The organism is Pseudomonas sp. FSL W5-0203 (assembly GCF_001896155.1).
Taxonomy (GTDB): domain Bacteria; phylum Pseudomonadota; class Gammaproteobacteria; order Pseudomonadales; family Pseudomonadaceae; genus Aquipseudomonas; species Aquipseudomonas paracarnis.
Genome location: NZ_MPOR01000012.1, coordinates 1 through 23,318 on the forward strand (window position 1 = coordinate 1; position 23,318 = coordinate 23,318).

Below are 23,318 nucleotides of genomic sequence, written 5' to 3' on the forward strand. Positions count from 1 at the left end.
GAGTTCGGTATAAGACATAGGGGCAGCACCGTACCGGAAAGGTCAGGTGTTGCACTCAGTTTTTGCCGCCGCCGAGTCTTTTAAGAAATTCACACAAGAATACTTTACAAAAATCTTCGACGAAATGAAAACCCTGTATCAACAAGTGTTGGGACTTAAACCGCTCTTCGATAGAAATTTAAAACGATTTGGTCTTGGTAAAGTATTCTTAAAGAATGATTTGCTTGACGAAGAAGAGTTTGATAATAGAGTCAAACAGATTGTTAGAGATAAAAGCACTGCGTCGTTAGAGTTATTTAATTCAATAGATAGACATTACGACAAGAACGATAAGGACTTTGAAGCACGAACAAAAAAATGGACTCACAAAGAAGTTAAACATCGAGCAGCAAACAATAGAATATCAGAAAATGAATTTACTCAATTTCTTGACAGAAGCGCTCCTGAAAGCCGACCAACATACGAAAACTCTCAATCACAAAAAAACAAACTCACTTAAAAGCCAGCCCCGCTGGTTTTTAATCGGCAGTTGAATTTTGTTTGTAGACAATCATCTGTATCTTTAACACGATAACCCCACTTTATTTTCTTAATGTACTCAAACCCGCTTGGGGTTTCAGTGTCAATCTCTACGATAATTGATTTGATAAACTCATTGGCATACTCACAAAACTCCCAAAATTTGTTCTCTTTTCTTAATTCTGCGAGCTTTACAAAAACTTTGTTTTTTAAAGCCAATCTTAATTCGTGAGGTTCTTTATTGAAAAACCTATCAAATGTTCGCCACAATATTGACTTTGTTTTTCCAAAAAAACCGTACATATGATAATTCCACAGACGAGCAACAGCCTTGTTTTTCATCGACTCATCAGACTTATCACGTAGACTTTTAATCACGTATTTCGTGATATAGCTCGCTGGGCTCGCTGCTTTTTTTCCCGCTTTTTTAGCTTCTTCTTCTGAAATGTGAACAATTCGCACAGCACTAGGGCTGTGCGAAAAATGTTTATTGATGAGTTCAATTAGCTCATCTGCTTGGTCAGGATGAACAAAAAACATCGAATGCATATGAACACATTGGTCTTTGTGAGCTTCTTTGCACCACATCCCAAGCGTCTCAATCTCGTGTCTTTCTCTATCCTTGTTCAGAGCCACAAGGCGTTTAGAAAGCCAGTCAGAGGCATCTCTCGGTGTTGAACCATTCCAACAGTTTCGCCCGTTTGAAGGATTTGAATGAAATTCTGCTGGGCAAGTAAATGTTGTAAATAAAGCCACATAGCCTTTACTTTCTGCGATTTTTTCTAAATTTTTAACTTTCATATAAATCTCAGACGCCTTGCGTTCGTCAGTCAAGGCAAATTGCGAAAGCGGTATAGAATGCTCTTCCCCTGTTTTTTCGTCCTTAAAGATTACTTCTGTATTCTCAACATAGTCTTGTTGTTCAATATCCTTTTCGTGCTGATATTTCAGTAGTTCTTCACTGCAATATACTTGGCCGTTTTCACCAATCCTTCTATTTTTCATCAAGTGAATTTCCCTTTGTTTTCTTGCTATTTTCCTTATGATGTTTCGCAATCGACGAAATGTTCTTTTATCTTTTTTATCAAACTCTTTATCTATGAACGCCATATCACTAGCAAAACCTAATGCTTCATTAGTAATGAAGTACTCATCAAGCTTGTCATAAATAGTTCCTGCAAGGCGCAAGTCCGAAAATTTTATGTTTTTATATATGGTGATGCTTTCTAATTCTTTCTTTAAAGAAGGGATAGCGCTTGCTTGAAGTATTAAGCCTTTAAGGTTCTCGTTGGCAGTGAGATAGCCGAATAATTTATTAATGACATTTGCGAAAGCAATTGTCTCCTTGTCGTAATTATCTATTTTTTCACGATAATCAAATTCAACTTTTTTCTTTGTTTGTAAAATATCTATTGCAATCGGGAGCTTGCCATCCCAAACGTCATTGTAGTTGCCACTCGAAAAACCCTCTGAATCACTTAAAAAAGGCAATGTAGTATGAGGGGTATAGTTAAACAACAGTGAAAAGGTTTTGGTAGTTGAGTTAAATTGAGAGATTGCTATCTCTATCTTACGTTTAAGTTCGTAGATATTTATCTCTGGCTTCAAATACAAAGAAATATCCGAACTTATTTCCGCAATATTTTCTTTGCTTATTACTTGCTTTTTATTTATAAATGGTATAATTGACGTATGAAGTTTCATTTTTAAAATTGTGTGTGGTAACTCAATTATAACAAATGAAAAATAAATACAAGAGCCGAAAGGCTCTTTTTTATTACCTATATTTTAGTGATGTCGCCTTTATATAATAATGTCGTAATTATGTAATTATCTTAACTTCGAGAGTTAATATTTATAAAATAGAATTCGCTGTAAGCCACGGATTTAATGGTTGCGACAGTTATTTTAGAATTATCCAAGAAGAGCAAAATCAAAAGCATTAGCCTGACGGCTCGGCTATACACTGCAATAGAGTAAGCACCTGTCAAGAAGTGAAGCCCGTTCGACTTTTTTTAGAAATAGGGATTTGTCGGAAGAGTGTAGGTTTTTATAACCACACCTCTGCTCAAATACTCTGGGTTTCTCCAAAAAATATCGTCTTGCATAGTCCAAAGCGTTTTGGCCTCTTCACAACTCCCAGTCTTGAAGTTAAATGTATGGCTTATTTGAAGCATAGAGCTACCTCGTTCATTGTATGAGTCTTTACTTTTGCAGTCGTTAGCTGCATTTTGAAAAGCTCTTACAGACTTCTTTTTCTCTTTGTCAGTCAGCCCGTCCTTTGCTGAAATTTTAGTTTCAATAACAGCGCCTTGCTGAACCTCGTCACTTTTGAAATAACCAACGTTTACTGCAATGCAAAGCGCACCGAGAACCACAAGGAATTTAAAAGCATCTTCCATATCAATTAGATATTATCATTACTCAATTGTAGCACTTCTATTGAATTTCACTTAACTATGCTAACGGCCAAAGCAGCTAATGACACTATCATGGCGGCTCCTGAAATCCATGTAGTTGTAAAAAATTTACTCTTCTCTGATTGAAGTCCAGCTAATACAGAAGCCATCATTGGGAAGTGAATGCATCTAACATCTCTTCCAACTTGCAACTCGAAGAGCGGGACTCTGGATTTCTGTGCGTCGTCATTGACATAAGAGTGGAGCCTGTTTAAATGATTATATAATCGTCCAAATACTATCCCCGAATCTACATTGAGCTTTGACGCTATTAAGTCGATGTCGATTGGCATATATGCTTTACTGTCCCTACCATTTTCCTCTCCCTTGCTGAAATTACTATATGGCTCATAGTATTCATTATAAATTGCTTCTAAAATTTGTAGGTCTGTCGGAAGCTTCATTTTTTGTACCTTATTTTGGTTGGGGGACTAATCGTGTGTTTGCCCTCAACACGCTATGTAGTTTATTTGGGAGTGCGGTAAACCGTATTTATTATTTCCCAAGCTTCTGCGAAGCCATATAAATCTATGGTCTGGTCCTTGTTTTGCTCATATGGCCATTCTTGGTAACGTGTCAGCGCTTTGCTACCAGATTTAAGCTGTTCAATTATTTGAGTAGTTTGTTTTCTGTTGAATCCACTTTCGGCAGAAGCGCTATTTGGAGTTTGCTGGTCGATTCTAATCGCAATATTTGAATTCGGAAAATGCTCACTGCCAATGCTTATAAAACTTTTTCCATCTTTCCATATGCCCACCATCAAATCCTTTTTTTGTATATAGCACCAATGTTTGTCTTCCATGCCATCCACCTTGCAACCCGTACTCCAATTGGTTACATGCAAATCCTTGATAGTGTCTAATGTACTGTTTTTATCGCCTTGTATAGAGCCGCTACCGTCAGTATAGTAAATTCGATATTTAATATTTTTAAAGCTCCCAGTCTCAATGCGGAGCTTCTCGTTTTCACTCATTTTTCGATAGTTCAATCCAATAAGGCAGGTAATCTTACCGTTAGCAAAAAGAGGTGTGTTTGTTTTTATTAACTCATCACGTCCCACAACCGGCAGCTGTTTTTTGTAACCACTGTCATAAGTTGTATTTGGGCAATCACTATCAGCGAATGACATTGCGCTAAACATTAGTCCAGTTACGATTCCAACTGTACGCCCGATATTTTTCATTTTCGACCCTCCATGGAGAATGTGGTTGACTGATACCATTTTAGCATCATCAGGTTGCAATGGTTTCGCATGATTTCCACGTTTGGACCAGCAGAGTTGCTGGTCAAAAAACACCCAAAATGCCGAGTTAATATTTCTTCAAATTTGGCCTATCATTGCGTTCATCGGGGTGCGAATCTCGTGGCTCATGGTGGCCAGGAACGTGCTCTTGGCGCGATTGGCCTCGTCGGCACGCTCCTTGGCGGCGCGCAGTTCATCGAATAGCTGGCGTCGGTCACTGATATCGATCCAGCCACCGATGATGCCTTGGACTTCACCCGTGGAGTCGCGGTAAGGCAGGATCCAGTGGTAGATGGTCAGTTTCCTGTCGTGGATATGCAGGCTGCGATCGAGGATCAGCGGGTTGCCCTCGGCCACCACGCGCAGATAGTCAGCATGGTACTGGGCCGCCTCCGACTCCAGGGCCATGCTCATCTGGGTCACGCTTTTGCCGATCACGTCTTCACGCTTGACGTCGAACACCTGCAGGTAGCTGTCGTTGCAGGTCTGCAGCAGGCCATTGCGGTCGCGCACGTAGATCGGATGCGGCGTCTCATTGACCAGCGCGCGCATGAACTCGAACTGATCGTTGAGGGCGCGTTCGGCCATTTTTCGATGCTTGATCTGGCGCCGCATGTAGGCGTTCCAGGCCAAGGAAATCAACAGCAACAGGCCGGTGCCGATGATGATGCGCGCGATCAACTGATGATAGTTTCGCCAGTAACTGTCGGACGCGGCGGTGTAGCCCCGCCAGCGGCTGTTGATCACGCCCATTTCATCCGGGGCAATGCTGAGCAGGGCCTTGTCGAGGATCGAGCTCAACTCCGTGGCTTGGCGCGAGGTGGCCAGGGTGAATGTTGCGGGGGTGGTGCCGATGCTGGCGCTGATTTGCAGGCGGTCCTGGAAAACCTGGGAAGACAGGAAGTAGTTGGCGATCACCAGGGTGTTCACGGCCCCATCTACTTGTCCCTGTGCGAGCAGCTCGGATGCTCTGAATGTATCACTGGTTTCCACCAGGTGAATCTCAGGAAAGTCCTTGGTCAAGGTTGCGGCCAAGGGGTTACCCTGGGTTATCGCCAGGCGCTTTCCGGCCATTTGCTCCATGTTCGACGGCGCTCCTGGCTCTTTGCGCGTCAACAGCACATAGGAGTTTTCGAGGTAAGGGCGGCTGAAATTAAGTTGTGGGTCTCGCTCGTTGCTGGGAACGATGGCCCCGATCATATCGACTTTCTGGGTCGCGACCTGGTCGATCATCGCGTTGACGTCGCGCCCACGTTGTACCGAAAAACGCAGGCCGGTGCGCAGGCGGATCAATTCCAGCAGGTCCGCGGTGATCCCGCGAAAGTTGCCGTCCGCATCGAAAAATGTCAGTGGCGCGAAGGTTTCGTTGACGATGACCGTCACCACCGGGTGGTCTTTGAGCCAACGCTCTTCGCGCTGGGTCAGTTGCAGTTTCTTGTCGGTCAGCAGGATATCGCTGCCGGCGCTCCAACGCTTGGCGATGCTCTCCCGTTCATTGATGGGCACCGAAGCCAGCGCTGAATCGACAATGCTCAAGAGCATCCGGTTGTCCTGACGCGTGGCAAAGCTGAAGCCATAAGCTTCATGCTTGCCGAAGTTGGCCATGCGAATGTTTTTGAGGTAGCCCTTGTTGATCATGTAATGGGTGGAAATGGTGTCACCGAGAAACACATCCGCCTGGTCGAAGGCCACTGCATTCAAGGCATTCTGATAAGAGGGGTAGGCGCGGATGATCGCCTTGGGGTACAGCTTTTCCACCTCATTAAGCGGCAGGTAGTGATAGACAAGGCTCAGGCGCAGCCCGTCGAGGCCTTCACTGAGGCTGCGGGTTTCTCCCTCGCGTGTGACCAGGACTGGCTGGTCTACCGCATAGGGTTCGGAGAGGATCAGATTCGGCGTTGCAGCCTCAAAGCCGTTGGAGGAGCCCAACAAGTCGATTTCCCCGGCTTCCAGGGCGCGAATGGCAGCCGCCCGGGACGGGTAGCGCATCACAGTGATGGGCAGGGAGAGTGCCTTGGCCAGCAATCCCGCGTAATCGGCGGTAAGGCCTTCATAATCATGTCCGCTGGACGTGAGGTCAAAGGGTGGGTAGTCAGGACTGGATGTACCCAGCGTTAGTTCACGTTTGTTATGCAGCCACTGGCGCTGGGCCTTGTCAAAATGAGTGTCCAGTTGTACAGCTCCCGCACGACTCAAGAGGGTGAAGCGTTCCGGGCTGGTTTGGTGCTCTGCCAGCACAGTTGTGCTGAAGTACAAACCGGCACTTAATATAATCAGATAGTCCTTTATACGCCTGGGCATCCGCTTTCTCACACTAGCGCGTTTCGTTTTGCCAACTCGATGAGGTCGACCAAGGATTTGGCTTGGAGTTTTTGCATTAATCTTTTCTTATAAGTACTGACGGTCTTGTTACTCAGGAACATACCTTTGGCGATTTCCTTGTTAGTGCGACCTTGTGCAAACAGTTGCAGCACCATCAGCTCCCGGTCGTTGACGGTCTTGAACAGTTCCAGCTCCTGAGCATCCATGCCTTCCGTTCCGGGGCCATTCAAGGCCTGGCTGGGGAAGTAGTTGTAGCCGGATAGCACCGCGCGGATGGCGCTCAGCAACTCGCTCAGGTCACCCTCCTTGCACACATAGCCCTCTGCCCCCGAGCGCATGCACCGCGTGGCAAACAACGTCGGACATTGAGCCGTGAGGACCAGGGTTTTCATCGAGGTGTTCATGGCGTTGAACCGGCAGAGCACCTCAAGGCCATCAAGTTTCGGGATGCTGATGTCGAGAATCACCAAGTCTGGAAGGCATTCACGCACCATCTGTATGGCATCGCACCCGTTATCTGTTTCGCCGACGACTTTGTAACCTTCATGTTCCAGCAACATTCGAATGGCAAGCCGGATAACGGGATGGTCGTCGATAATAAAAACTGAGTTCATAGTCACATTCCATGCAGGTGCAGATAAAGCGGGCACATTAGCTCAGAAGGTGAGTCCGCAGTATGAAGCTCGCAAGGAGTAGATGCAGAACAGGAAAGTTCCTACATTTAAAAAGGTATAGACCTACAAGTTGTTAGGTAATCGTGACAAGGCATGTGAGCGTTTCGAGGTCGATCATGACAAGACGCAAGGCTGGGGAATTTACGGCGGGCCTCGTATCTATTTTCGTTGAAAGGAATGTTTAAAATCCTACATGAGGGGGGCGAAAGTTAAGCCGATTAATATTTCAAGATCATCTTTGTTCAAAGGTTTTGGCAAATAGCCAAGGAGGGGGAGATTTCGTTGCGCGGCTTGTGTCGTCAGGTTGACCAGTTCTGGCGTAGGTAAGCCGCTCAACAGGATGGCACTGCTGATGAAGCGTCGGCGGCTGGCGATTTCCACCAGTTCAAGCCCAGGCAGGTCTGGCAGGCATTGGTCGCATAACATCAGGTCGAAAGGGTGTTCGGACTGGCTCATCGCGCGTATGGCCTGCTCGGCATTTTCCACCGCGGTCAGTTGGTCGAAGCCGAAACTTCTGAGCAGGCATTGGGTGGCCAGGAGTTGAAAGGGGTGATCCTCCACCAAAAGAATACGGAGAGAATAGCTGGGCATAAAGAGCACACAGTAAGGCAAGCGTCGATGGGGGCAGTAGGAATGACTCGGCTGGTCCGTTGGGAGCGCGCGTGATTATTCTTCGAGTGTCTGTACGAATTCGATCAGGCCGCTCTGTTCCCGTCGTAGGGCAATTCGCTTCAGGGAACAGGTTGCCTGATGAAGTCGTTATTGGGGGCCGGAGCGCCCGGTCATTTCTCGTGCCATTTCGGTGGCGTAGCTGTCGGTCATACCGGCGATGAAGTCGATCATCCGCAGGAACGAGGCGTGCAGTGACCAGGCGGGGTCTGGCGCGCTATTGCCTAGCAGGTCGAGAATGCGCCGGTTCTTGAACGACGGGGTGCGCCCGCCATGTTGTTCAAGGGCCGCGCCGCAGAAGGCGTTCAGCAGGATTTCCAGGGTGGTGTAGGCCCCGATTTCATGCAACGTCTTGCGCTTGTCCTGGAAGATTTTCTTGCGCGCCATGTCCTTGGCATCCAGCACGCAGCGCTTTGCCGGGCCGTGCATGTGCTCCACCAGATCCCCCGGCAGCGTGCCGGCCAACAGGGCGTCCTGTTGTTCGACGAACGCCTGCGCCGCTGCGTTGGTCAGGTGCTCGATGGCTTTGCCGCGCAGGATCGCCAGCTTGCGGCGGCGCGAGTCCATTGGCCCCAGTTGGCGATAGGTTTGTGGCAGATCATCGCCGACCAGGTCCAGCAGCAATGACTCGACTTCGGCGTACTCCAGCAACTCCATTTCCAGGCCGTCTTCCAGGTCGATCAACGCATAGCAGATGTCGTCGGCGGCCTCCATCAGATACACGAGCGGGTGACGCGCCCAACGTTGTTCCTCCAACTGAGGCAACCCCAGCTTGTGGGCGATTTGCTCAAGAATCGGCAGCTCGCTCTGGTAACAGCCAAACTTGTGTTTCTTGTAGCCCAGCGAGTCGGCGTGGCGGGCGGTCCAGGGGTATTTAAGGTAAGTGCCCAAGGTGGCGTAGGTCAGCCGCGTACCGCCGTCGAACTGATGGTATTCAAGTTGGGTGAGCACCCGAAAACCCTGGGCATTGCCTTCGAAGTTAAGGAAGTCATTGCGTTCGGCGCTGCTCATGTCATCCAGCCAGCCGCGCCCGGCGGCCTGTTGGAACCAGTGGCGAATGGCGTCTTCGCCAGAGTGCCCGAACGGTGGGTTGCCGATGTCATGGGCCAGGCAGGCCGATTGCACCACCATGCCCAGGTCGCTCGGGTCGCACCAGTCGGGCAGGGCGCCGCGCAGGGTTTCGCCTACGCGCATGCCCAGGGAGCGCCCCACGCAGCTGACTTCCAGCGAGTGGGTCAAGCGTGTGTGGATATGGTCGTTGCTCGTCACCGGGTGTACTTGGGTCTTGCGCCCCAGGCGCCGGAACGCGCCAGAGAAAATAATGCGGTCGTGATCTTTGTGAAAGGGACTGCGGCCCAGTTCTTCAGGGCTGTGCAGGGGTTTTCCAAGACGTTCGCGGGTCAACAGGGTGGGCCAATCCAAGGCAGAGGCTCTCCGTAGGGTGAATGACAGCGCCAGCTTCCCGGTTCGGCCTTTATGGGGCAAGCGAATCCAGCGGTCGGCCGCGTCAGTATCAATTAACAGGCAGCGCAAAAAACCGCAATGACCAGCAGTTGTCTGGTCGTTGCGGTCATTGGCTTTCGAAGGTCAGCTTTTGCGCGAAGCGCCTTGCATGGCCAACTTGATCAGTGGGATCAACCCGGCACCCAGCCGCACCAGGCGCGTGATGCTGCTGATACTGCCGCCCTTGGCGCCCTTGCCGGTAAAGAAGCCCATCAGCGTGACCGCCGCCACGCCCCACAACGGCGCGTGCTTGATGCCCAGGCTGTCCTGCCAGTTGTGGCGCATATTGCGCATTTTGTGCAGGGGCGCCATGAGTTGTTGGGACTCATGCCGGATTTCCTGGCGGTGCATTTCCATGCGCAGGCGGATCAAGGCTTTGCGCATTTCCCGGCGTGACGTATTTTGCGGGATCTCAGTCATGCTCATGGCAGCAGGCGCTCCCGGTCATTGGCCAGTTCTTCGAGCGTGGCATGGAAGGGCGTGGACTCATCGAATACCGCCGCCTTCAAGCGCACGCCGCAGAACGCAGCGGCCAGGCTATAGAACACGCAGAGGCAGATGATGCCGGTCAGGCGATAGCCCGTGTCCCACACCAGGATCATCACCAGCGTCGACAAGCCCACCAGCAACAGCAGGGCAAACACCAATGCCAGGCCGGCAAACAGCAACAGGCTGACGGTACGAGCCTTTTGCTCTTGTAATTCAATGCCGAACAACTCGACATGACTGTGCAGCAAGCCCAGCACAGCTGCGCCCAGGCGTCGGGAAGTTGAACCGCTTGCTGAGGAATGTGCGCTCGTGGATGAGCTGGATTCGCCGATAGACATGGTTAGCGCCTTGTAGCCAATAGACCGATCAAAAAACCTACGCCGGCAGCAATGCCGACTGACTGCCATGGGTTGGCTTGCACGTAGTCTTCAGTGGCAGTGATCGCCGCCTGGCCGCGCTCGCGCAATGAGTCTTCGGTCAGTTGCAGGGTCTGGCGGGCCTTGAGCAGGCTCTCATGGATCTTGGTGCGCAGCTCGTCAGCCTGGTCACCGGCCAGCACGGCAGTGTCGTCCAGCAGCTTTTCGGTATCGCTGACCAGGGTTTGAAAATCCTCCATCAGTATCTCTTGAGCAGTCTTTGCTGTTTTACCGGCCATGGTTATCTCCGTGGGTAGCTGATCTGTACGTGTGGTTTCGAGTCGCGGCGTTCGCTGAAGGTTCACTGCAATTGTGTGGTACAGCTTTTGCTTTGCCTTGGTGCGCAGGCCCTGGAGCCTGCGCTGAATCCGGGCGGTCGAGGTGAAAACCTTGAAAAACCTTACCCTAAATCACTTAACTTCGCGGAAAAACCCTGTCGGCAACGGCCTGTTGTGTTGATCGCTGCGCTAAAGCGGTTCACGCCCTCTGAAGAAGGGCGAGGCCGGCGGTGCCAATTTAGTGCGCGAAACCCTGGCTTGAACCGCTTTGGTGCTTTTTGCCTTGATGCAGGCCTGCCAACCTCCATGGAAAACTTGCAAAGCGCGGTGGACACCCTCGTCCACAGTTCCAACACCTTGTTCATTCTGATTGGCGCGGTCATGGTGCTGGCCATGCACGCCGGCTTTGCCTTCCTTGAGGTTGGCACGGTGCGCCAGAAAAACCAGGTCAACGCCTTGTCGAAAATCCTCAGTGATTTTGCGATTTCAACGCTGGCCTATTTCTTTATAGGCTATTGGATCTCCTACGGTGTGAGCTTCCTGCAACCGGCCGCCGTGATCAGCGCCGATCATGGCTACGGCCTGGTGAAGTTTTTCTTCCTGCTGACGTTTGCCGCGGCGATTCCGGCGATCATTTCCGGTGGGATTGCCGAGCGTGCCAAGTTTGCGCCGCAGCTGTGTGCCACCGCGTTGATCGTGGCGTTTATCTACCCGTTCTTCGAAGGTCTGGTGTGGAACGGCAACCTTGGCCTGCAAGCCTGGCTGCTCGCAACCTTTGGTGCCAGCTTCCACGACTTTGCCGGTTCCGTGGTGGTTCACGCCATGGGCGGCTGGCTGGCGCTGGCGGCGGTGTTGCTGCTGGGCCCGCGCAATGGGCGTTATCGTGAAGGGCGTCTGGTGGCGTTTGCGCCGTCGAGCATTCCTTTCCTGGCGCTGGGCTCGTGGATTTTGATCGTGGGCTGGTTCGGCTTTAACGTGATGAGCGCCCAAACCCTCAATGGCGTCAGTGGCCTGGTGGCCGTCAATTCGCTGATGGCCATGGTCGGTGGCACCGTGGCTGCCCTGGTAATTGGCCGTAACGATCCTGGGTTTCTGCACAACGGTCCTTTGGCCGGGTTGGTGGCAATCTGCGCCGGTTCCGACCTGATGCACCCGGTGGGCGCGCTGGTCACGGGCGTGGTGGCTGGTGGCTTGTTCGTATGGTGTTTTATCGCTGCCCAGTCGCGCTGGAAGATCGATGACGTGCTGGGCGTGTGGCCATTGCATGGCTTGTGCGGTGTGTGGGGCGGCATTGCCTGCGGTATTTTCGGGCAGGCCGCCCTCGGTGGGCTGGGCGGCGTGAGCCTGATCAGCCAGTTGATCGGCACCGGGTTGGGCGTGGCCGTGGCGTTTGGCGGCGGCTTGCTGGTGTACGGTGTGATCAAGCGTGTGCAAGGGCTGCGCTTGAGCCAGGAGCAGGAGTATTACGGCGCAGACCTGTCGATTCACAAAATCGGCGCGGTCAGTCAGGACTGATCGGCGCGTCTTCGTCAGTGTGTTCCGGTGGGTAGAAACCGTGCAGCAGGCGATAGTGGTTGCGCCGTACTTCGTTCACTCGCGCCTGCACCTGTTGGTCCGGCAGACCCAGCAGGATCAGGGCATGGGAGGCGAGCATCAGGCTCGACTCCAACAGCTCGGGCACCACTTCGCTGGCGCCCGCGGCCTTGAGCTCAGCCAACTGGCTGTCATCGCGGGTGCGCACCAAAATCGGCACGTCAGGGTTGATCTGCCGTGCCTCCTTGAGCACCACCAGCGCGACATCGCTGTTGTCCACCGCGATCACCACCAACCGCGACCGTTCCAGGCCGACGGCGCTGAGCAAAGCGCCACGGCGGCAGTCGCCGTAATGCACGCTGCTGTCCTCGGTGGCGGCTTCCTGCACCCGTTCGGGGTCATCATCCAGGGCGATAAACGCCTGTTGTTCGCGGCGCATAAAGCGCCCGATGGACTGGCCTACCCGGCCATACCCGCAAATCACCACGTGCCTATGCAGTTGGGCGTTGAGCGCGGTGATGTGTTCCAGTTGCACTTGCTGGTTGGGCTTGCGATGCAGGCGCAGGGCGATGGCCGGTGCCGCACGTAACAGCAGTGGTGTCAGCAGCATTGAGCAGAAGGTGGCAGCCAGTAGCAGGCCGTTGAACTCATCGGGAATCAACCGGCTCTGCTGCATTTGCGCCATCAGCGCAAAACAGAATTCGCCGCCCTGGGCCAGTGCCAGGCCGCTGCGCCAGGCCGTTTCGGTGTCGCTGTCACGCCACTTGACCAGCGCCGCGACGACCATGCCTTTGACCAGCATCAACGTGAGCGTCAGGCCGAGGATCAACAGGCTGTGGCTGACGAACAACTGCAGATCGATGAGCATGCCGATGCTGACAAAAAACAGCCCCAGCAGGATGTCGCGAAACGGGCGGATATCGGCTTCGATCTGGTGTCGGTAATGGCTCTCGCCCAGCAGCATGCCGGCCAGGAACGCGCCGAGGGCAGGGGACAGGCCCAGCAGGTGGGTGAGCCAGGCGGTGAGCAAGACAATCACCAGCGCCAGCAGCACAAACAGCTCCGCCGAATGAGACGCGGCGACTTCACGGAACAGGCGCGGCAGCAACCAGCGGCTGGCGAACAACAGGCCCACGAACAGCACCACGGTCTTAGCCAGCGTCAACGGCAGCGCCCAGTACCAGGCGTGGTCGCTGCTGCCGGCAAACACCGGCACCAGTGTCAGCAGCAACACCGCCACGACATCCTGGAACAGCAACACGCCTATCGCATTCTGGCCATGACTGCTGAAGATTTCCCCGAGGCTGGCCAATTCCTTGCTGACAATGGCCGTGGACGATAACGCCAGCCCTGCGCCCAGCAATAACGCGATGCCAGGCGCGAGGCCTAAGCTCATCAACAAAACGCCCAGCAATGCCCCGCACCCCAGCACCTGCAGGCTGCCCAGGCCAAATACCACGCTGCGCAGCGCCAACATTTTCGACAGGGAAAACTCAAGCCCCAGGGAAAACAGCAGGAACACCACGCCCATCTCGGCCAGGTCCGGCAGGTCTTCGTTGTCATTGACCCAGTCCAGCGCGGTGGGCCCCACTGCCAGGCCCACGCACAGGTAGCCCAGCACGGGAGGCAACTGCAGCCGGCGAAACAACGCAATCACCACCAGGGATGAAGCCAGAATAATCAGCAGGTTGGCGAACACAGGCATCTCCGTTGCAGGGTGAGCGGCAAAAAGCCGCGAGAATCGCTGAATCAGTTATAGGCCATGGTGATCTGGGTCAGGCTTTTTGCACCGTAGGAGCGAGCAAGCTCGCTCCTACAAGGGGCTTGTTGGGCTTAGAATGGAGATTCGTTTTGTGACCGAGTCCTTTCATCATGCTTCCTGAATGCCAGCTGTTCGGCACCCTGGGTTGCCATTTGTGTGAGATCGCCGAAGCCGAAGTCATGCCGCTCGTCGAACACGGGCTGTTGGTGGAGTTGGTGGATATCACCGATCCGCAGGACCTGACAGACGTCTACGGCCTGCGGATTCCGGTGCTTCGCCGCACGGACACCGGGGCGGAACTGGACTGGCCGTTCGACACCGAGCAGGTGGTTGCCTTCCTGCGCTGAGATTTATGCGATGGCGGCTTTTCAAATATTCAGTTACTGTATATTCGTACAGCGATTGAATAGAGGGAACGCCCGTGGTGAATGTTGAACAACTTAAAAGCAGCGTCAATCGCATGTCCGCCGATGTGGTGCGTGACGCGGTGAACGAACTGCGCCTCGATGGCTTGGTCACGGAAGGCAAGACGCCGTTTAACAAAGTGCATTTCAACACCTGCTTCGCGGAAATCGAGGCGCTGTTCCAGCGCGCCGGTTATCACAAGCAGCTGGATGTGGTGGGTTATCAGGGCTTGCTCTACGCGCTGTATGACCCAGGCCGTTGGGAAGCGGTGGACGTGCTGCGCTGGCTCAAGGAATTCACCGAGGCGGCGAGCGCCTCGCCGGTGCTGCGGGCTCAACTGGCCAAGGCCTGAGATAGGCCCTAGGCAATCGCGCGCCATGGGCGATAATGCCCGCCTGTTTTCCAGGCTTTGAGCGTCGGCATGTCCACTTTGGTTTTTTCCCCCTCCCAGCACCAAGCCAGCACCCTGTACTTGCCGCCGGGCTCCTGGGTGACAGTGCTCGATTGCCTGTGCGCACACTTCCCGGCCATTGGCCGCGAACAGTGGCTGGACCGCATTGCCCGCGGCCGGGTGCTGGATGTCAATGGCAACCCGATCAGCCTGGGCCTGGGCTACAAGGAAGGCCTGTGCATCTATTACTTTCGCGAAGTGCTCAACGAGAAAGTGATTCCGGTGCAGGAAAACATCCTGTACGCCGATGAACACCTGGTGGTGGCGGACAAACCGCATTTCCTGCCAGTGACACCCGCTGGCGAGTACGTCGAGCACACCTTGTTGCGACGCTTGATCCGGCGCCTGGACAATCCCGCCCTGGTGCCTCTGCACCGCATCGACCGGCATACGGCGGGGTTGGTGCTGTTCTCCGCCAACCCGCACAGCCGTTCGGCCTATCAGCAATTGTTTCCCACACGGCGTATCGACAAATTCTACGAAGCCATCGCACCGGCCTTGCCGCACCTCAGCTTCCCGTTGGTGCACAAAAGCCGTTTGGTGGATGGCGAGCCTTTCTTTCGCATGCAGGAAGGGCCGGGGGCCAGCAACACCGAGACGGCGGTAGAGGTGCGCGAGAAAAACGCTGATCTATGGCGCTACGGCCTGTTCCCGGTGACCGGTAAGAAGCACCAGCTGCGCGTGCATATGACGGCACTGGGGGCAAGCATCTGTAATGACCCGTTTTACCCCGAAGTAATCAAGGATGCCGAGGACGATTACGCCAAGCCACTTAAGCTGCTGGCCCAGGGCGTGCGCTTTATCGACCCGGTGAGCGGTGAACAACGCAGCTTCCGCAGCCAGATCACCCTGGACTGGTAAACCCCAGGAACAACAAGGCCCGCGCTAGGCGGGCCTTGTGTGCAAGCGCTGAAGCTTACAGGTCTTTAACGGTGCGAACCTGATCTTTGTTGATACGGGTGTGCTTGCCGTCCAGTTGTTCGAATTCGTAGAAGCCCGAATCTTCATCGTATTTCGGGGTGTCGACGGCCTGGATTTCGCGACCGTCATTCAGGGTGATCACTGTTGGCGAGGCGCAACCGGCGAGGGTGGCGAGGCCCAGTGCAAGCATGAGAGCGGCGATGGTCCGTTGAGTCATGAGTTTGTCTCCGAGAGAATACTTTTAAATTGCTGACCTTGTGACGTACGGGACGCCGGCAAAGTTCCTTGTGCAGGGTTCATTCTGACATGCCAGCCCCGGGGTGCAACAGCTCGGGCGTATTAAGATTGGCCAGGCGTGGGTCATCGGCCGGGCATTCCACGGCCACCGCGCCCAGTTGCAGCCAGAGCTTGCGCGGGCTGCGCTCACCCGCTTGCCATGCCTCTTCCACCTGGTTTTTCAGGCTTGTGGGAATGATGCACAGCAAGGGTTCCCAGCATTCACCCTGGCGCACCATCACCGGTATCTGCGGGTTGCGTCGTGCGGTCGCACGCAGGTCGGCCAGCAGTCGCGCATCGACCTGCGGCACATCGCAAGGCAATATCAGCAGATGCGCATGGCGTGCGGCGAAGAGTCCCGCACGGATACCGGCCAGCGGGCCGGGGAAGTCCGGGTTGTCGTCACTCACCTGCTGGTCGGCATAGGGCGCGTAGCGTTCATGGTTGCGGTTGCACGAGATGATCAGGTCATCGGTGAGCGGCCGGGCCAACTGGTGCAGGTGGGCGATCAAGGGCTGGCCTTGCCATTCCAGCAGCCCTTTGTCCTGGCCGCCCATGCGTTGGCCGCGACCACCGGCGAGCAATAGGATCGAACACGGCAGTGAGGAAAATTCAAACGTCATGGTGGTTGCGCTGCGGCAGGGAAACAGGGGCCTGTGATATAACACCGGGCTGTTCCTTCGACAACCGGACCGTGCCATGAAAGCCAAGGCCGATGCGCCCTTTGTACCCCTGAATATTGCTGTATTGACCGTCAGCGACACCCGCACCCTGGAGACTGACACCTCCGGCCAGGTCTTCGTCGACCGCCTCACCGCCGCCGGCCACCGCCTGGCCGAGCGCGTGCTGCTCAAGGACGACCTCTACAAGATTCGCGCCCAGGTGGCCCACTGGATCGCTGAAGACGTGGTGCAGGTGGTGCTGATTACCGGCGGCACCGGCTTCACCGGTCGCGACAGTACCCCTGAAGCAGTGAGCTGCCTGCTCGACAAGCAGGTCGATGGTTTTGGCGAGCTGTTCCGCCAGATATCCGTGGCCGATATCGGCACCTCCACCGTACAATCGCGCGCCTTGGCGGGGTTGGCCAACGGCACCCTGGTGTGCTGCCTGCCAGGCTCCACCAATGCCGTGCGCACCGGTTGGGACGGCATCCTCGCCGAGCAGTTGGATAACCGTCACCGCCCGTGCAATTTCGTCCCGCATCTGAAGCAGGCAGAACCTTGTGAATCCCGTGGATAAGCCCGGCAAGACCGGCGCCCTGATGCCGGTGGAGGCAGCCCTGCAACGTTTGCTCGACATGGCCGCCGCCGCGCCGATCCGCGAGGAGGAAGTACTGTCCCTGGCTGAGTGTGATGGCCGGGTATTGGCCCAGGATCTGATCTCCACACTCGACCTGCCACCGTGGCCCAACAGTGCCATGGACGGCTACGCCGTGCGCCTGGCGGACTGGACCGGCGAACCCTTGGTGGTGAGCCAGCGGATTTTCGCCGGCACTGCCCCTGAACCCTTGGCGGCCGGCACCTGCGCACGCATCTTTACCGGCGCGCCGGTGCCCCAAGGCGCTGACTGCGTGCAAATGCAGGAAAACGCCGTGGTGCATGCCGACCAGCGCGTGAGTTTCACCGAGCCATTGCAGATGGGCGACAACATCCGGCCTCAGGGCCAAGAGACCACGGTCGGCGAGACCGTACTCAGTGCCGGTACCCGCCTGGGCCCTATCGAACTCGGTTTGGCCGCGTCTCTTGGACGTGATCGTCTCGAGGTGGTGCGGCGCGTGCGCGTGGCCGTGTTGTCGACCGGCGATGAACTGATCGAGCCAGGGTTGCCGCTCGGCCCTGGGCAGATCTACAACAGCAACCGCCGCGTGCTGTGCAGTTGGCTTGGGCGCATGGGCTGCGAAGTGATTGATGCCGGGATTCTACCGGATGATCTGGAACAGACCCGCGCGCGCCTGGCGGGGCTGGGCAGCGTTGACCTGATCCTCTCGACCGGCGGTGTGTCGGTGGGCGAAGCGGACTTCCTTGGCATTGCCTTGCGGGAAGAGGGTGAGCTGGCGCTGTGGAAACTGGCGATCAAACCGGGCAAGCCGCTGACCTTCGGGCATTTTCGTGGCGTGCCGGTGATCGGCCTGCCGGGAAACCCGGCCTCGACCCTGGTGACCTTTGCGCTGTTGGCGCGCCCGTATCTGCTGCGCCGTCAAGGTGTGCTGCAGGTGCAGCCGCTGCGCTTCGAAGTGCCGGCAGGGTTCGTCTGGCCCAAGCCCGGCAACCGCCGCGAGTACCTGCGCGGGCGGATCGAACAGGGCAAGGCGATCATCTACCGCAACCAAAGCTCCGGGGTGCTGCGCAGTGCGGCGTGGGCTGAAGGCTTTGTGGAGGTAGTGGAAGGCACCACGCTGGCCATCGGCGACCGGGTCAACTTCATTCCTTTGAGCGAAGTCCTGAACTGAACACAGATCAAAAATGTGGGAGCAGGCAAGCCAGCTCCCACAGTTGGATGTGTGGGGAGCTCATGAGCAATCAGTAATCGTCACCCTGCTCAGTGACATCCCGCTCTACTGGCCCTGCTTCCGGGTCGTAGCCGGCCGGGAACTTGCCCTTCAACGTCCAGGCAAACGCAATGATCTCGGCAATCGTGCGGTACAACTCTTCCGGAATGCTGTCCCCCAGTTCCATGCGCGCCAGCAGCTTCACCAACTCGGCGTTTTCATAGATCGGTACTTCATTCTCCCGTGCCAATTTGAGGATGGCTTCGGCCAGGGCGTCGTCGCCTTTGGCCGTCAGGGTGGGGGCCTGTTGGCCGTCGTACTTGAGGGCGATGGCCTGGCGGGGTGGGGCGGCGTTTTTCATGCGGTTTCATCCACCCAGCGTTGCTCCAGTCCGGTTTTTGGCCCACGGGGCGGGGTGCCCAGATGGCAATCCAGGTCGCCGACGTTAAGCCCGGATGACACCAGGCGCTCGCGCAGGCTGCCCAAATGGCTTTCGATCAGGCTGGCGGTGAATGGGCGGCTGGCCCACAGCTGGCTGGACAGTTTGCCTTGAGACAACTGCGCCTGAACCTGCAGTGGCCCCAGCGGCTCCATGTCGAAGGCCAGTTCTACGCGCCAGAGCATCTGTTTCGGGTCTTTTTTATCCTTGCGCTCGGGCTGGTCCTTGTCTGGCGCGGGCTCCTCGCGTTGGAACTTGACCTGCAACGGCACAATGTCTTGCAGGGTGCGCATGGGGATCTCCAACTGCCAGGTCGTTTGCAGGCGGCCATCGGCGGTGATGCCGGTCTGTTCCAGGCTCGACAGTTGATGGCTCTGCAAGCGCGAGATCGCCCCGGCGGCCAGGCGTAGCAGGCTTTCCAAGTCGCCTTCACCTTCCAGTTTTGCCATGAGCCGCTCGGGCAGCGGGAAGCCGGCGGGTATCTGCCGGGCGCCGACCTGGCCGAGGGTGTTCAACGGGCTGCGCACGAAGTGCGGCAACACCTGGGCCAGGGTATTGGCGGCGAGGATCGCATTCAGGTTGGTACTGGCAGGCAAGGCGGGCAAAAGGTCTGCGACCAGGCGTAACAGCGCGCCTTTCATGTCCAGCGGTGGGATTTGCGGGTTCTGCCCGGCAAGCAATTTGGCTTCCAGAAAGGCGCCGCTGTTCTGCACCACCTGGGCCAGTATCTTGGGATTGCTGACCTGTGCCAGATCGGGCAACGCCGCCAGCAAGCGCTCGGCGGCGGCCCGCAGCTCGGCCGATGTGCTGTCGCCACGGGGCAGGTTTTGCAAGGCGGTGAACACCGCATCCAGCGAGCCTTGGCGACTTTGCTGAGTGGCAAGTTGCTGCGTCACGGCCAGTTGGTCCTTCAGGCCGCTTAGCGGTACGAAGTTCAGGGTCTGCGCGTTCTGCACCACGGCGCTGAGCAAGCTGCCCACCCTCAGCGGTTGAGGGCTTTCCAGGGTGAGGGTGGCACCGGCCAGGGCGTTATTGAGCACACTCACCAGCGAGCGATAGATCGCCGGTTGCGCCGTGCCCTGGGGCAGCATCTGCGTGGTCAGCACCTTGGCCTGCAATAACGTACCCACCGGTATTTGGTTAGTGTCGAGGCGGGTGAGGGCGGCCACGTTGGCACTCATGGCTTGCTGCAAGGTAATGGCCAGGTTGCCCGCAGGCGTCTGGCTAACCGCCACATTGCTGCCCAGGGGCAAGGGCTGGGCGCTGCTGGCTTGCACCAGCGTCTGGCGACCGCCGGCGAGGGTCAGTTTGAGCAATAACTGAAAGGCCTCGCCGCCTTGTTTAAGCGCGATGACCTCGGCGTTCACGGTTTTCCCCGGGTCGATCAACCCGGCCTGCGGCTCCAGCAGTTTGAGCAACGCGCCGGCCCCAGGCAGCGGAGTGGGCCCGGGTGCGGAGGTTGGCGGCAGTGGAGGAAGGTTGATCTCGCCGGTCATCGTGCGCATCGTCTCTGGGGAAATTGCCCTCTTTAGAGTAGGACATCGCATGTATAATGCCGTCCGTCTGCAAAGAGAGCGGTAAAAACCTCACAACTATTTGATCCAGCTCTCTAAAATCGGTCGCCAAAGTCGTTATTGTGCATCTCACTATAACGGCCGCTGCACCGCCGACTTGAACCGTAAAGGCCCGCGATCTCTTGACCAGCCCTCTTCTTGAAGCCGTAGCGCTTGCCTGTGAACGCGACCTGCGCCTGCTGTTCGAGCAACTCGACCTGCGGCTTTCGGGGGGCGACATGGTGCAAATCAGTGGCCCCAATGGCAGCGGCAAGACCAGCCTGCTGCGCCTGCTGGCCGGGTTGATGCAGCCGACGGCCGGCGTGGTGCGGCTCAACGGCAAACCGTTGCACGAGCAGCGTAGCGAGCTTGCGCGCAACCTGGTCTGGATCGGCCACGCCGCTGGCATCAAGGACGTACTCACCGCTGAAGAAAACCTCAGTTGGCTCAGCGCCCTGCATCATCCTGCTTCCCGTGACGCCATCTGGCAGGCCCTGGCCGCGGTGGGCCTCAAGGGCTTTGAGGACGTCCCCTGCCACACCCTGTCCGCCGGCCAGCAGCGCCGCGTGGCCCTGGCCCGCTTGTACTTGCCCGGCCCGCCGTTGTGGATTCTCGACGAACCTTTCACGGCCCTCGACAAACAAGGCGTGGCTCAACTCGAAGCACATCTGGCCCAGCACTGCGAGCAAGGTGGCCTGGTGGTGCTCACCACCCACCACACCTTGGCGCGTATGCCCGCTGGCTACCGTGAGCTGGACCTTGGGCGGTGGTCGCTATGAGTGTGTTCGCCCTGTTGGTCGCCCGCGAAGCCCGGCTGTTGTGCCGTCGCCCCGCCGAACTGGCCAACCCGCTGGTGTTCTTTGCCATCGTGATCGCGCTGTTCCCGCTGGCGGTTGGCCCGGAGACTAAACTGTTGCAAACCTTGTCCCCAGGACTGGTGTGGGTCGCCGCACTTTTATCGGTTTTGCTCTCGCTGGACGGGCTGTTTCGCAGTGATTTCGAAGACGGTTCCCTGGAACAGTGGGTCCTTTCGTCGCACCCTTTGCCACTTCTGGTACTGGCCAAGGTGCTGGCACACTGGGTTTTTTCCGGCTTGGCGCTAGTCTTGCTCTCGCCACTGCTTGCCATGATGCTCGGGTTGCCCGTTGAATGCCTGCCGGTGTTGCTCCTGTCCTTGTTACTCGGCACGCCGGTGCTCAGCCTGTTGGGGGCGGTGGGCGCAGCGTTGACCGTCGGCTTGAAACGGGGCGGCCTGTTACTGGCCCTGTTGATTCTGCCTTTGTATATCCCGGTGTTGATCCTGGGCAGCGGCGCTTTGCAAGCCGCGCTTATGGGGATGCCGGCGACCGGTTACCTCTTGTGGCTGGGTAGCCTGACCGCCCTGGCGGTAACCCTGACACCCTTTGCTATAGCCGCCGGCCTGAAAATCAGCGTCGGTGAATAATGAGGTCTGACCCGGCGTCAATAACGCTGAGTCAGTAAAGACCCTGAGCTTTTCGCCACGACGAAAAGCACCGTGATGGAAACAGCAATGAACTGGACCTGGTTTCACAAGCTCGGCTCGCCCAAATGGTTTTATGGCATCAGCGGCAAGCTGCTGCCGTGGTTGAGTATCGCCGCCATCCTGCTGATCGGCATCGGCCTGGTCTGGGGCCTGGCCTTTGCGCCGCCGGACTATCAGCAAGGCAACAGCTTTCGCATCATCTATATCCACGTGCCTGCCGCGATGCTGGCCCAGTCCTGCTACGTGATGCTGGCGGTGTGCGGCATCGTCGGCCTGGTATGGAAGATGAAGCTGGCCGATGTAGCCCTGCAATGCGCCGCGCCCATCGGTGCGTGGATGACCGCCGTGGCGCTGGTGACCGGTGCGATCTGGGGCAAGCCGACCTGGGGCTCATGGTGGGTGTGGGATGCGCGCCTGACCTCGATGCTGATCCTGCTGTTCCTGTATTTCGGCCTGATTGCCCTGGGCAACGCCATCAGCAACCGTGACAGCGCCGCCAAGGCCTGCGCGGTGCTGGCGATTGTCGGCGTGATCAACATCCCGATCATCAAGTACTCGGTGGAGTGGTGGAACACCCTGCACCAGGGCGCCACCTTCACCCTCACCGAGAAACCGGCGATGCCCGTGGAAATGTGGGCGCCGTTGCTGCTGATGGTGCTGGGTTTCTACTGTTTCTTCGGCGCCGTACTGCTGCTGCGCATGCGCCTTGAAGTGCTCAAGCGTGAAGCCCGTACCAGTTGGGTAAAGGCCGAAGTGCAAAGCTGCCTGGGAGCACGTGGATGAGTTTTGCTTCTTTCAGTGATTTTCTCGCCATGGGCCACCACGGCCTGTATGTCTGGACGGCCTATGGCATCTGCCTGGCGGTGCTGGCCCTCAACGTCGCCGCGCCGATCCTGGCCCGCAAGCGTTACCTGCAACAAGAGGCGCGACGTCTGCGCCGGGAGACCGAAAAGTGAATCCGCTGCGTAGAAAGCGTCTGTTGATCATCCTTGCCATCCTGGCCGGCGTCGGCATTGCCGTGACCCTGGCCCTGAGCGCCCTGCAGCAGAACATCAACCTGTTCTACACGCCCACCCAGATCGCCAATGGCGAGGCACCGGTCGATACGCGCATCCGCGCTGGCGGCATGGTGGAGCAGGGCTCGTTGAAGCGTTCCGGCGATTCGTTGGACGTGACCTTCGTGGTCACCGATTTCAACAAGGCCGTGACCATCACCTATCGCGGCATCCTCCCGGACCTGTTCCGTGAAGGCCAGGGCATTGTCGCCCTGGGCAAGCTCAACGCCGACGGCGTGGTGGTGGCTGACGAAGTGCTGGCCAAGCACGATGAAAAATACATGCCGCCCGAGGTCACCAAAGCCTTGAAAGACAGCGGCCAAACCGCGCCCGCCACCCCAGTCAAGGAGGGCTGAGCC

28 protein-coding genes are annotated in these 23,318 nt (G+C 56.2%); 12 read left to right on the top strand and 16 right to left on the bottom strand.

The window, feature by feature from the left end:
• Positions 1 to 46: 46 nt before the first annotated feature.
• Complete coding sequence (locus BOP96_RS29600) at positions 47 to 499, top strand: hypothetical protein (RefSeq protein ID WP_138726222.1); 453 nt, start codon at positions 47 to 49, stop codon at positions 497 to 499.
• Here BOP96_RS29600 and BOP96_RS13175 read toward each other — a convergent pair.
• From BOP96_RS13175 to BOP96_RS13225, 11 genes are all read right to left on the bottom strand, one after another.
• Positions 496 to 2,223 (bottom strand): replication endonuclease, encoded by a 1,728-nt coding sequence (locus BOP96_RS13175; RefSeq protein WP_060765331.1) that lies wholly within the window; start codon positions 2,221 to 2,223, stop codon positions 496 to 498. The genes BOP96_RS29600 and BOP96_RS13175 overlap by 4 nt on opposite strands.
• 311 nt (positions 2,224 to 2,534) lie before the next feature.
• Positions 2,535 to 2,921: a hypothetical protein gene (locus BOP96_RS13180; protein ID WP_060765330.1), complete on the bottom strand. Its 387-nt coding sequence runs from the start codon at positions 2,919 to 2,921 to the stop codon at positions 2,535 to 2,537.
• Between the two features lie 47 nt (positions 2,922 to 2,968).
• The gene (locus BOP96_RS29605) at positions 2,969 to 3,382 is read right to left on the bottom strand and encodes a hypothetical protein (RefSeq protein WP_073453032.1); all 414 of its coding nucleotides are present in this window, start codon (positions 3,380 to 3,382) and stop codon (positions 2,969 to 2,971) included.
• A 62-nt stretch (positions 3,383 to 3,444) separates the two neighbouring features.
• Positions 3,445 to 4,161 (bottom strand): hypothetical protein, encoded by a 717-nt coding sequence (locus BOP96_RS13190; RefSeq protein ID WP_073453033.1) that lies wholly within the window; start codon positions 4,159 to 4,161, stop codon positions 3,445 to 3,447.
• Between the two features lie 138 nt (positions 4,162 to 4,299).
• Positions 4,300 to 6,522 (bottom strand): transporter substrate-binding domain-containing protein, encoded by a 2,223-nt coding sequence (locus tag BOP96_RS13195; protein WP_373420027.1) that lies wholly within the window; start codon positions 6,520 to 6,522, stop codon positions 4,300 to 4,302.
• Positions 6,523 to 6,530: 8 nt separating this feature from the next.
• On the bottom strand, positions 6,531 to 7,157 hold the full coding sequence (locus BOP96_RS13200) for a response regulator transcription factor (RefSeq protein WP_014717686.1): 627 nt from the start codon (positions 7,155 to 7,157) through the stop codon (positions 6,531 to 6,533).
• Between the two features lie 249 nt (positions 7,158 to 7,406).
• Positions 7,407 to 7,808, bottom strand: coding sequence for a response regulator (locus BOP96_RS13205; protein WP_073453036.1), 402 nt, complete (start codon positions 7,806 to 7,808; stop codon positions 7,407 to 7,409).
• 168 nt (positions 7,809 to 7,976) lie between these two features.
• Positions 7,977 to 9,308, bottom strand: coding sequence for a deoxyguanosinetriphosphate triphosphohydrolase (locus BOP96_RS13210; protein WP_014717688.1), 1,332 nt, complete (start codon positions 9,306 to 9,308; stop codon positions 7,977 to 7,979).
• 165 nt (positions 9,309 to 9,473) lie between these two features.
• Positions 9,474 to 9,815: a hypothetical protein gene (locus BOP96_RS13215; RefSeq protein ID WP_014717689.1), complete on the bottom strand. Its 342-nt coding sequence runs from the start codon at positions 9,813 to 9,815 to the stop codon at positions 9,474 to 9,476.
• Positions 9,812 to 10,216 carry a phage holin family protein gene (locus BOP96_RS13220; RefSeq protein ID WP_005786473.1) on the bottom strand — a complete coding sequence of 135 codons (405 nt, stop codon included), beginning with the start codon at positions 10,214 to 10,216 and terminating at the stop codon, positions 9,812 to 9,814. Before BOP96_RS13220 ends, BOP96_RS13215 begins: the two co-directional genes overlap by 4 nt.
• 2 nt (positions 10,217 to 10,218) lie before the next feature.
• Positions 10,219 to 10,533 carry a DUF883 family protein gene (locus BOP96_RS13225; protein ID WP_019820355.1) on the bottom strand — a complete coding sequence of 105 codons (315 nt, stop codon included), beginning with the start codon at positions 10,531 to 10,533 and terminating at the stop codon, positions 10,219 to 10,221.
• A gap of 345 nt (positions 10,534 to 10,878) precedes the next feature.
• Here BOP96_RS13225 and BOP96_RS13230 point away from each other — a divergent pair, with 345 nt between their 5' ends.
• A complete protein-coding gene (locus tag BOP96_RS13230; RefSeq protein ID WP_014717690.1) occupies positions 10,879 to 12,087 on the top strand; it encodes an ammonium transporter in 1,209 nt (402 codons plus the stop codon).
• On the opposite strand, the gene BOP96_RS13235 is transcribed toward BOP96_RS13230, so the two are convergent.
• On the bottom strand, positions 12,074 to 13,804 hold the full coding sequence (locus BOP96_RS13235) for a cation:proton antiporter (RefSeq protein ID WP_073453085.1): 1,731 nt from the start codon (positions 13,802 to 13,804) through the stop codon (positions 12,074 to 12,076). The genes BOP96_RS13230 and BOP96_RS13235 overlap by 14 nt on opposite strands.
• 173 nt (positions 13,805 to 13,977) lie before the next feature.
• Between BOP96_RS13235 and BOP96_RS13240 the strand changes: the two genes are divergently transcribed.
• The 3 genes from BOP96_RS13240 to BOP96_RS13250 all read left to right on the top strand — a co-directional run bounded on the left by BOP96_RS13240 (position 13,978) and on the right by BOP96_RS13250 (position 15,584).
• Complete coding sequence (locus BOP96_RS13240) at positions 13,978 to 14,214, top strand: glutaredoxin family protein (RefSeq protein WP_014717692.1); 237 nt, start codon at positions 13,978 to 13,980, stop codon at positions 14,212 to 14,214.
• A gap of 74 nt (positions 14,215 to 14,288) precedes the next feature.
• A complete protein-coding gene (locus BOP96_RS13245; protein ID WP_003189932.1) occupies positions 14,289 to 14,624 on the top strand; it encodes a hypothetical protein in 336 nt (111 codons plus the stop codon).
• 69 nt (positions 14,625 to 14,693) lie between these two features.
• The gene (locus tag BOP96_RS13250) at positions 14,694 to 15,584 is read left to right on the top strand and encodes a pseudouridine synthase (RefSeq protein ID WP_014717693.1); all 891 of its coding nucleotides are present in this window, start codon (positions 14,694 to 14,696) and stop codon (positions 15,582 to 15,584) included.
• 55 nt (positions 15,585 to 15,639) lie between these two features.
• On the opposite strand, the gene BOP96_RS13255 is transcribed toward BOP96_RS13250, so the two are convergent.
• Together BOP96_RS13255 and mobA are read right to left on the bottom strand one after the other, a co-directional pair.
• On the bottom strand, positions 15,640 to 15,861 hold the full coding sequence (locus BOP96_RS13255) for a YgdI/YgdR family lipoprotein (RefSeq protein ID WP_003189935.1): 222 nt from the start codon (positions 15,859 to 15,861) through the stop codon (positions 15,640 to 15,642).
• A 79-nt stretch (positions 15,862 to 15,940) separates the two neighbouring features.
• Complete coding sequence (gene mobA, locus BOP96_RS13260) at positions 15,941 to 16,543, bottom strand: molybdenum cofactor guanylyltransferase MobA (protein WP_073453087.1); 603 nt, start codon at positions 16,541 to 16,543, stop codon at positions 15,941 to 15,943.
• 76 nt (positions 16,544 to 16,619) lie between these two features.
• Here mobA and moaB point away from each other — a divergent pair, with 76 nt between their 5' ends.
• Both moaB and BOP96_RS13270 read left to right on the top strand, forming a co-directional pair.
• Entirely contained in the window at positions 16,620 to 17,159 is a 540-nt protein-coding gene (gene moaB, locus BOP96_RS13265; protein ID WP_014717696.1) for a molybdenum cofactor biosynthesis protein B, read from the top strand.
• On the top strand, positions 17,143 to 18,369 hold the full coding sequence (locus BOP96_RS13270; RefSeq protein ID WP_073453039.1) for a molybdopterin molybdotransferase MoeA: 1,227 nt from the start codon (positions 17,143 to 17,145) through the stop codon (positions 18,367 to 18,369). The genes moaB and BOP96_RS13270 overlap by 17 nt, the downstream gene beginning before the upstream one ends.
• A gap of 70 nt (positions 18,370 to 18,439) precedes the next feature.
• On the opposite strand, the gene BOP96_RS13275 is transcribed toward BOP96_RS13270, so the two are convergent.
• Together BOP96_RS13275 and fliK are read right to left on the bottom strand one after the other, a co-directional pair.
• Entirely contained in the window at positions 18,440 to 18,769 is a 330-nt protein-coding gene (locus BOP96_RS13275; protein WP_014717698.1) for an EscU/YscU/HrcU family type III secretion system export apparatus switch protein, read from the bottom strand.
• A complete protein-coding gene (gene fliK, locus BOP96_RS13280; RefSeq protein ID WP_014717699.1) occupies positions 18,766 to 20,343 on the bottom strand; it encodes a flagellar hook-length control protein FliK in 1,578 nt (525 codons plus the stop codon). The genes BOP96_RS13275 and fliK overlap by 4 nt, the downstream gene beginning before the upstream one ends.
• Before the next feature lie 200 nt (positions 20,344 to 20,543).
• Between fliK and ccmA the strand changes: the two genes are divergently transcribed.
• The 5 genes from ccmA (at position 20,544) to ccmE (ending at position 23,315) form a co-directional block, all read left to right on the top strand.
• Positions 20,544 to 21,179 carry a cytochrome c biogenesis heme-transporting ATPase CcmA gene (gene ccmA / locus BOP96_RS13285; RefSeq protein ID WP_014717700.1) on the top strand — a complete coding sequence of 212 codons (636 nt, stop codon included), beginning with the start codon at positions 20,544 to 20,546 and terminating at the stop codon, positions 21,177 to 21,179.
• Positions 21,176 to 21,844: a heme exporter protein CcmB gene (gene ccmB, locus BOP96_RS13290; RefSeq protein ID WP_014717701.1), complete on the top strand. Its 669-nt coding sequence runs from the start codon at positions 21,176 to 21,178 to the stop codon at positions 21,842 to 21,844. The genes ccmA and ccmB overlap by 4 nt, the downstream gene beginning before the upstream one ends.
• Positions 21,845 to 21,931: 87 nt before the next feature.
• A complete protein-coding gene (locus tag BOP96_RS13295; protein WP_014717702.1) occupies positions 21,932 to 22,687 on the top strand; it encodes a heme ABC transporter permease in 756 nt (251 codons plus the stop codon).
• Positions 22,684 to 22,860, top strand: a complete 177-nt coding sequence (gene ccmD, locus BOP96_RS13300) for a heme exporter protein CcmD (RefSeq protein WP_003172771.1) — start codon at positions 22,684 to 22,686, stop codon at positions 22,858 to 22,860. The genes BOP96_RS13295 and ccmD overlap by 4 nt, the downstream gene beginning before the upstream one ends.
• Entirely contained in the window at positions 22,857 to 23,315 is a 459-nt protein-coding gene (ccmE, locus tag BOP96_RS13305; RefSeq protein ID WP_014717703.1) for a cytochrome c maturation protein CcmE, read from the top strand. Before ccmD ends, ccmE begins: the two co-directional genes overlap by 4 nt.
• The last annotated feature ends 3 nt before the right edge of the window (positions 23,316 to 23,318 follow it).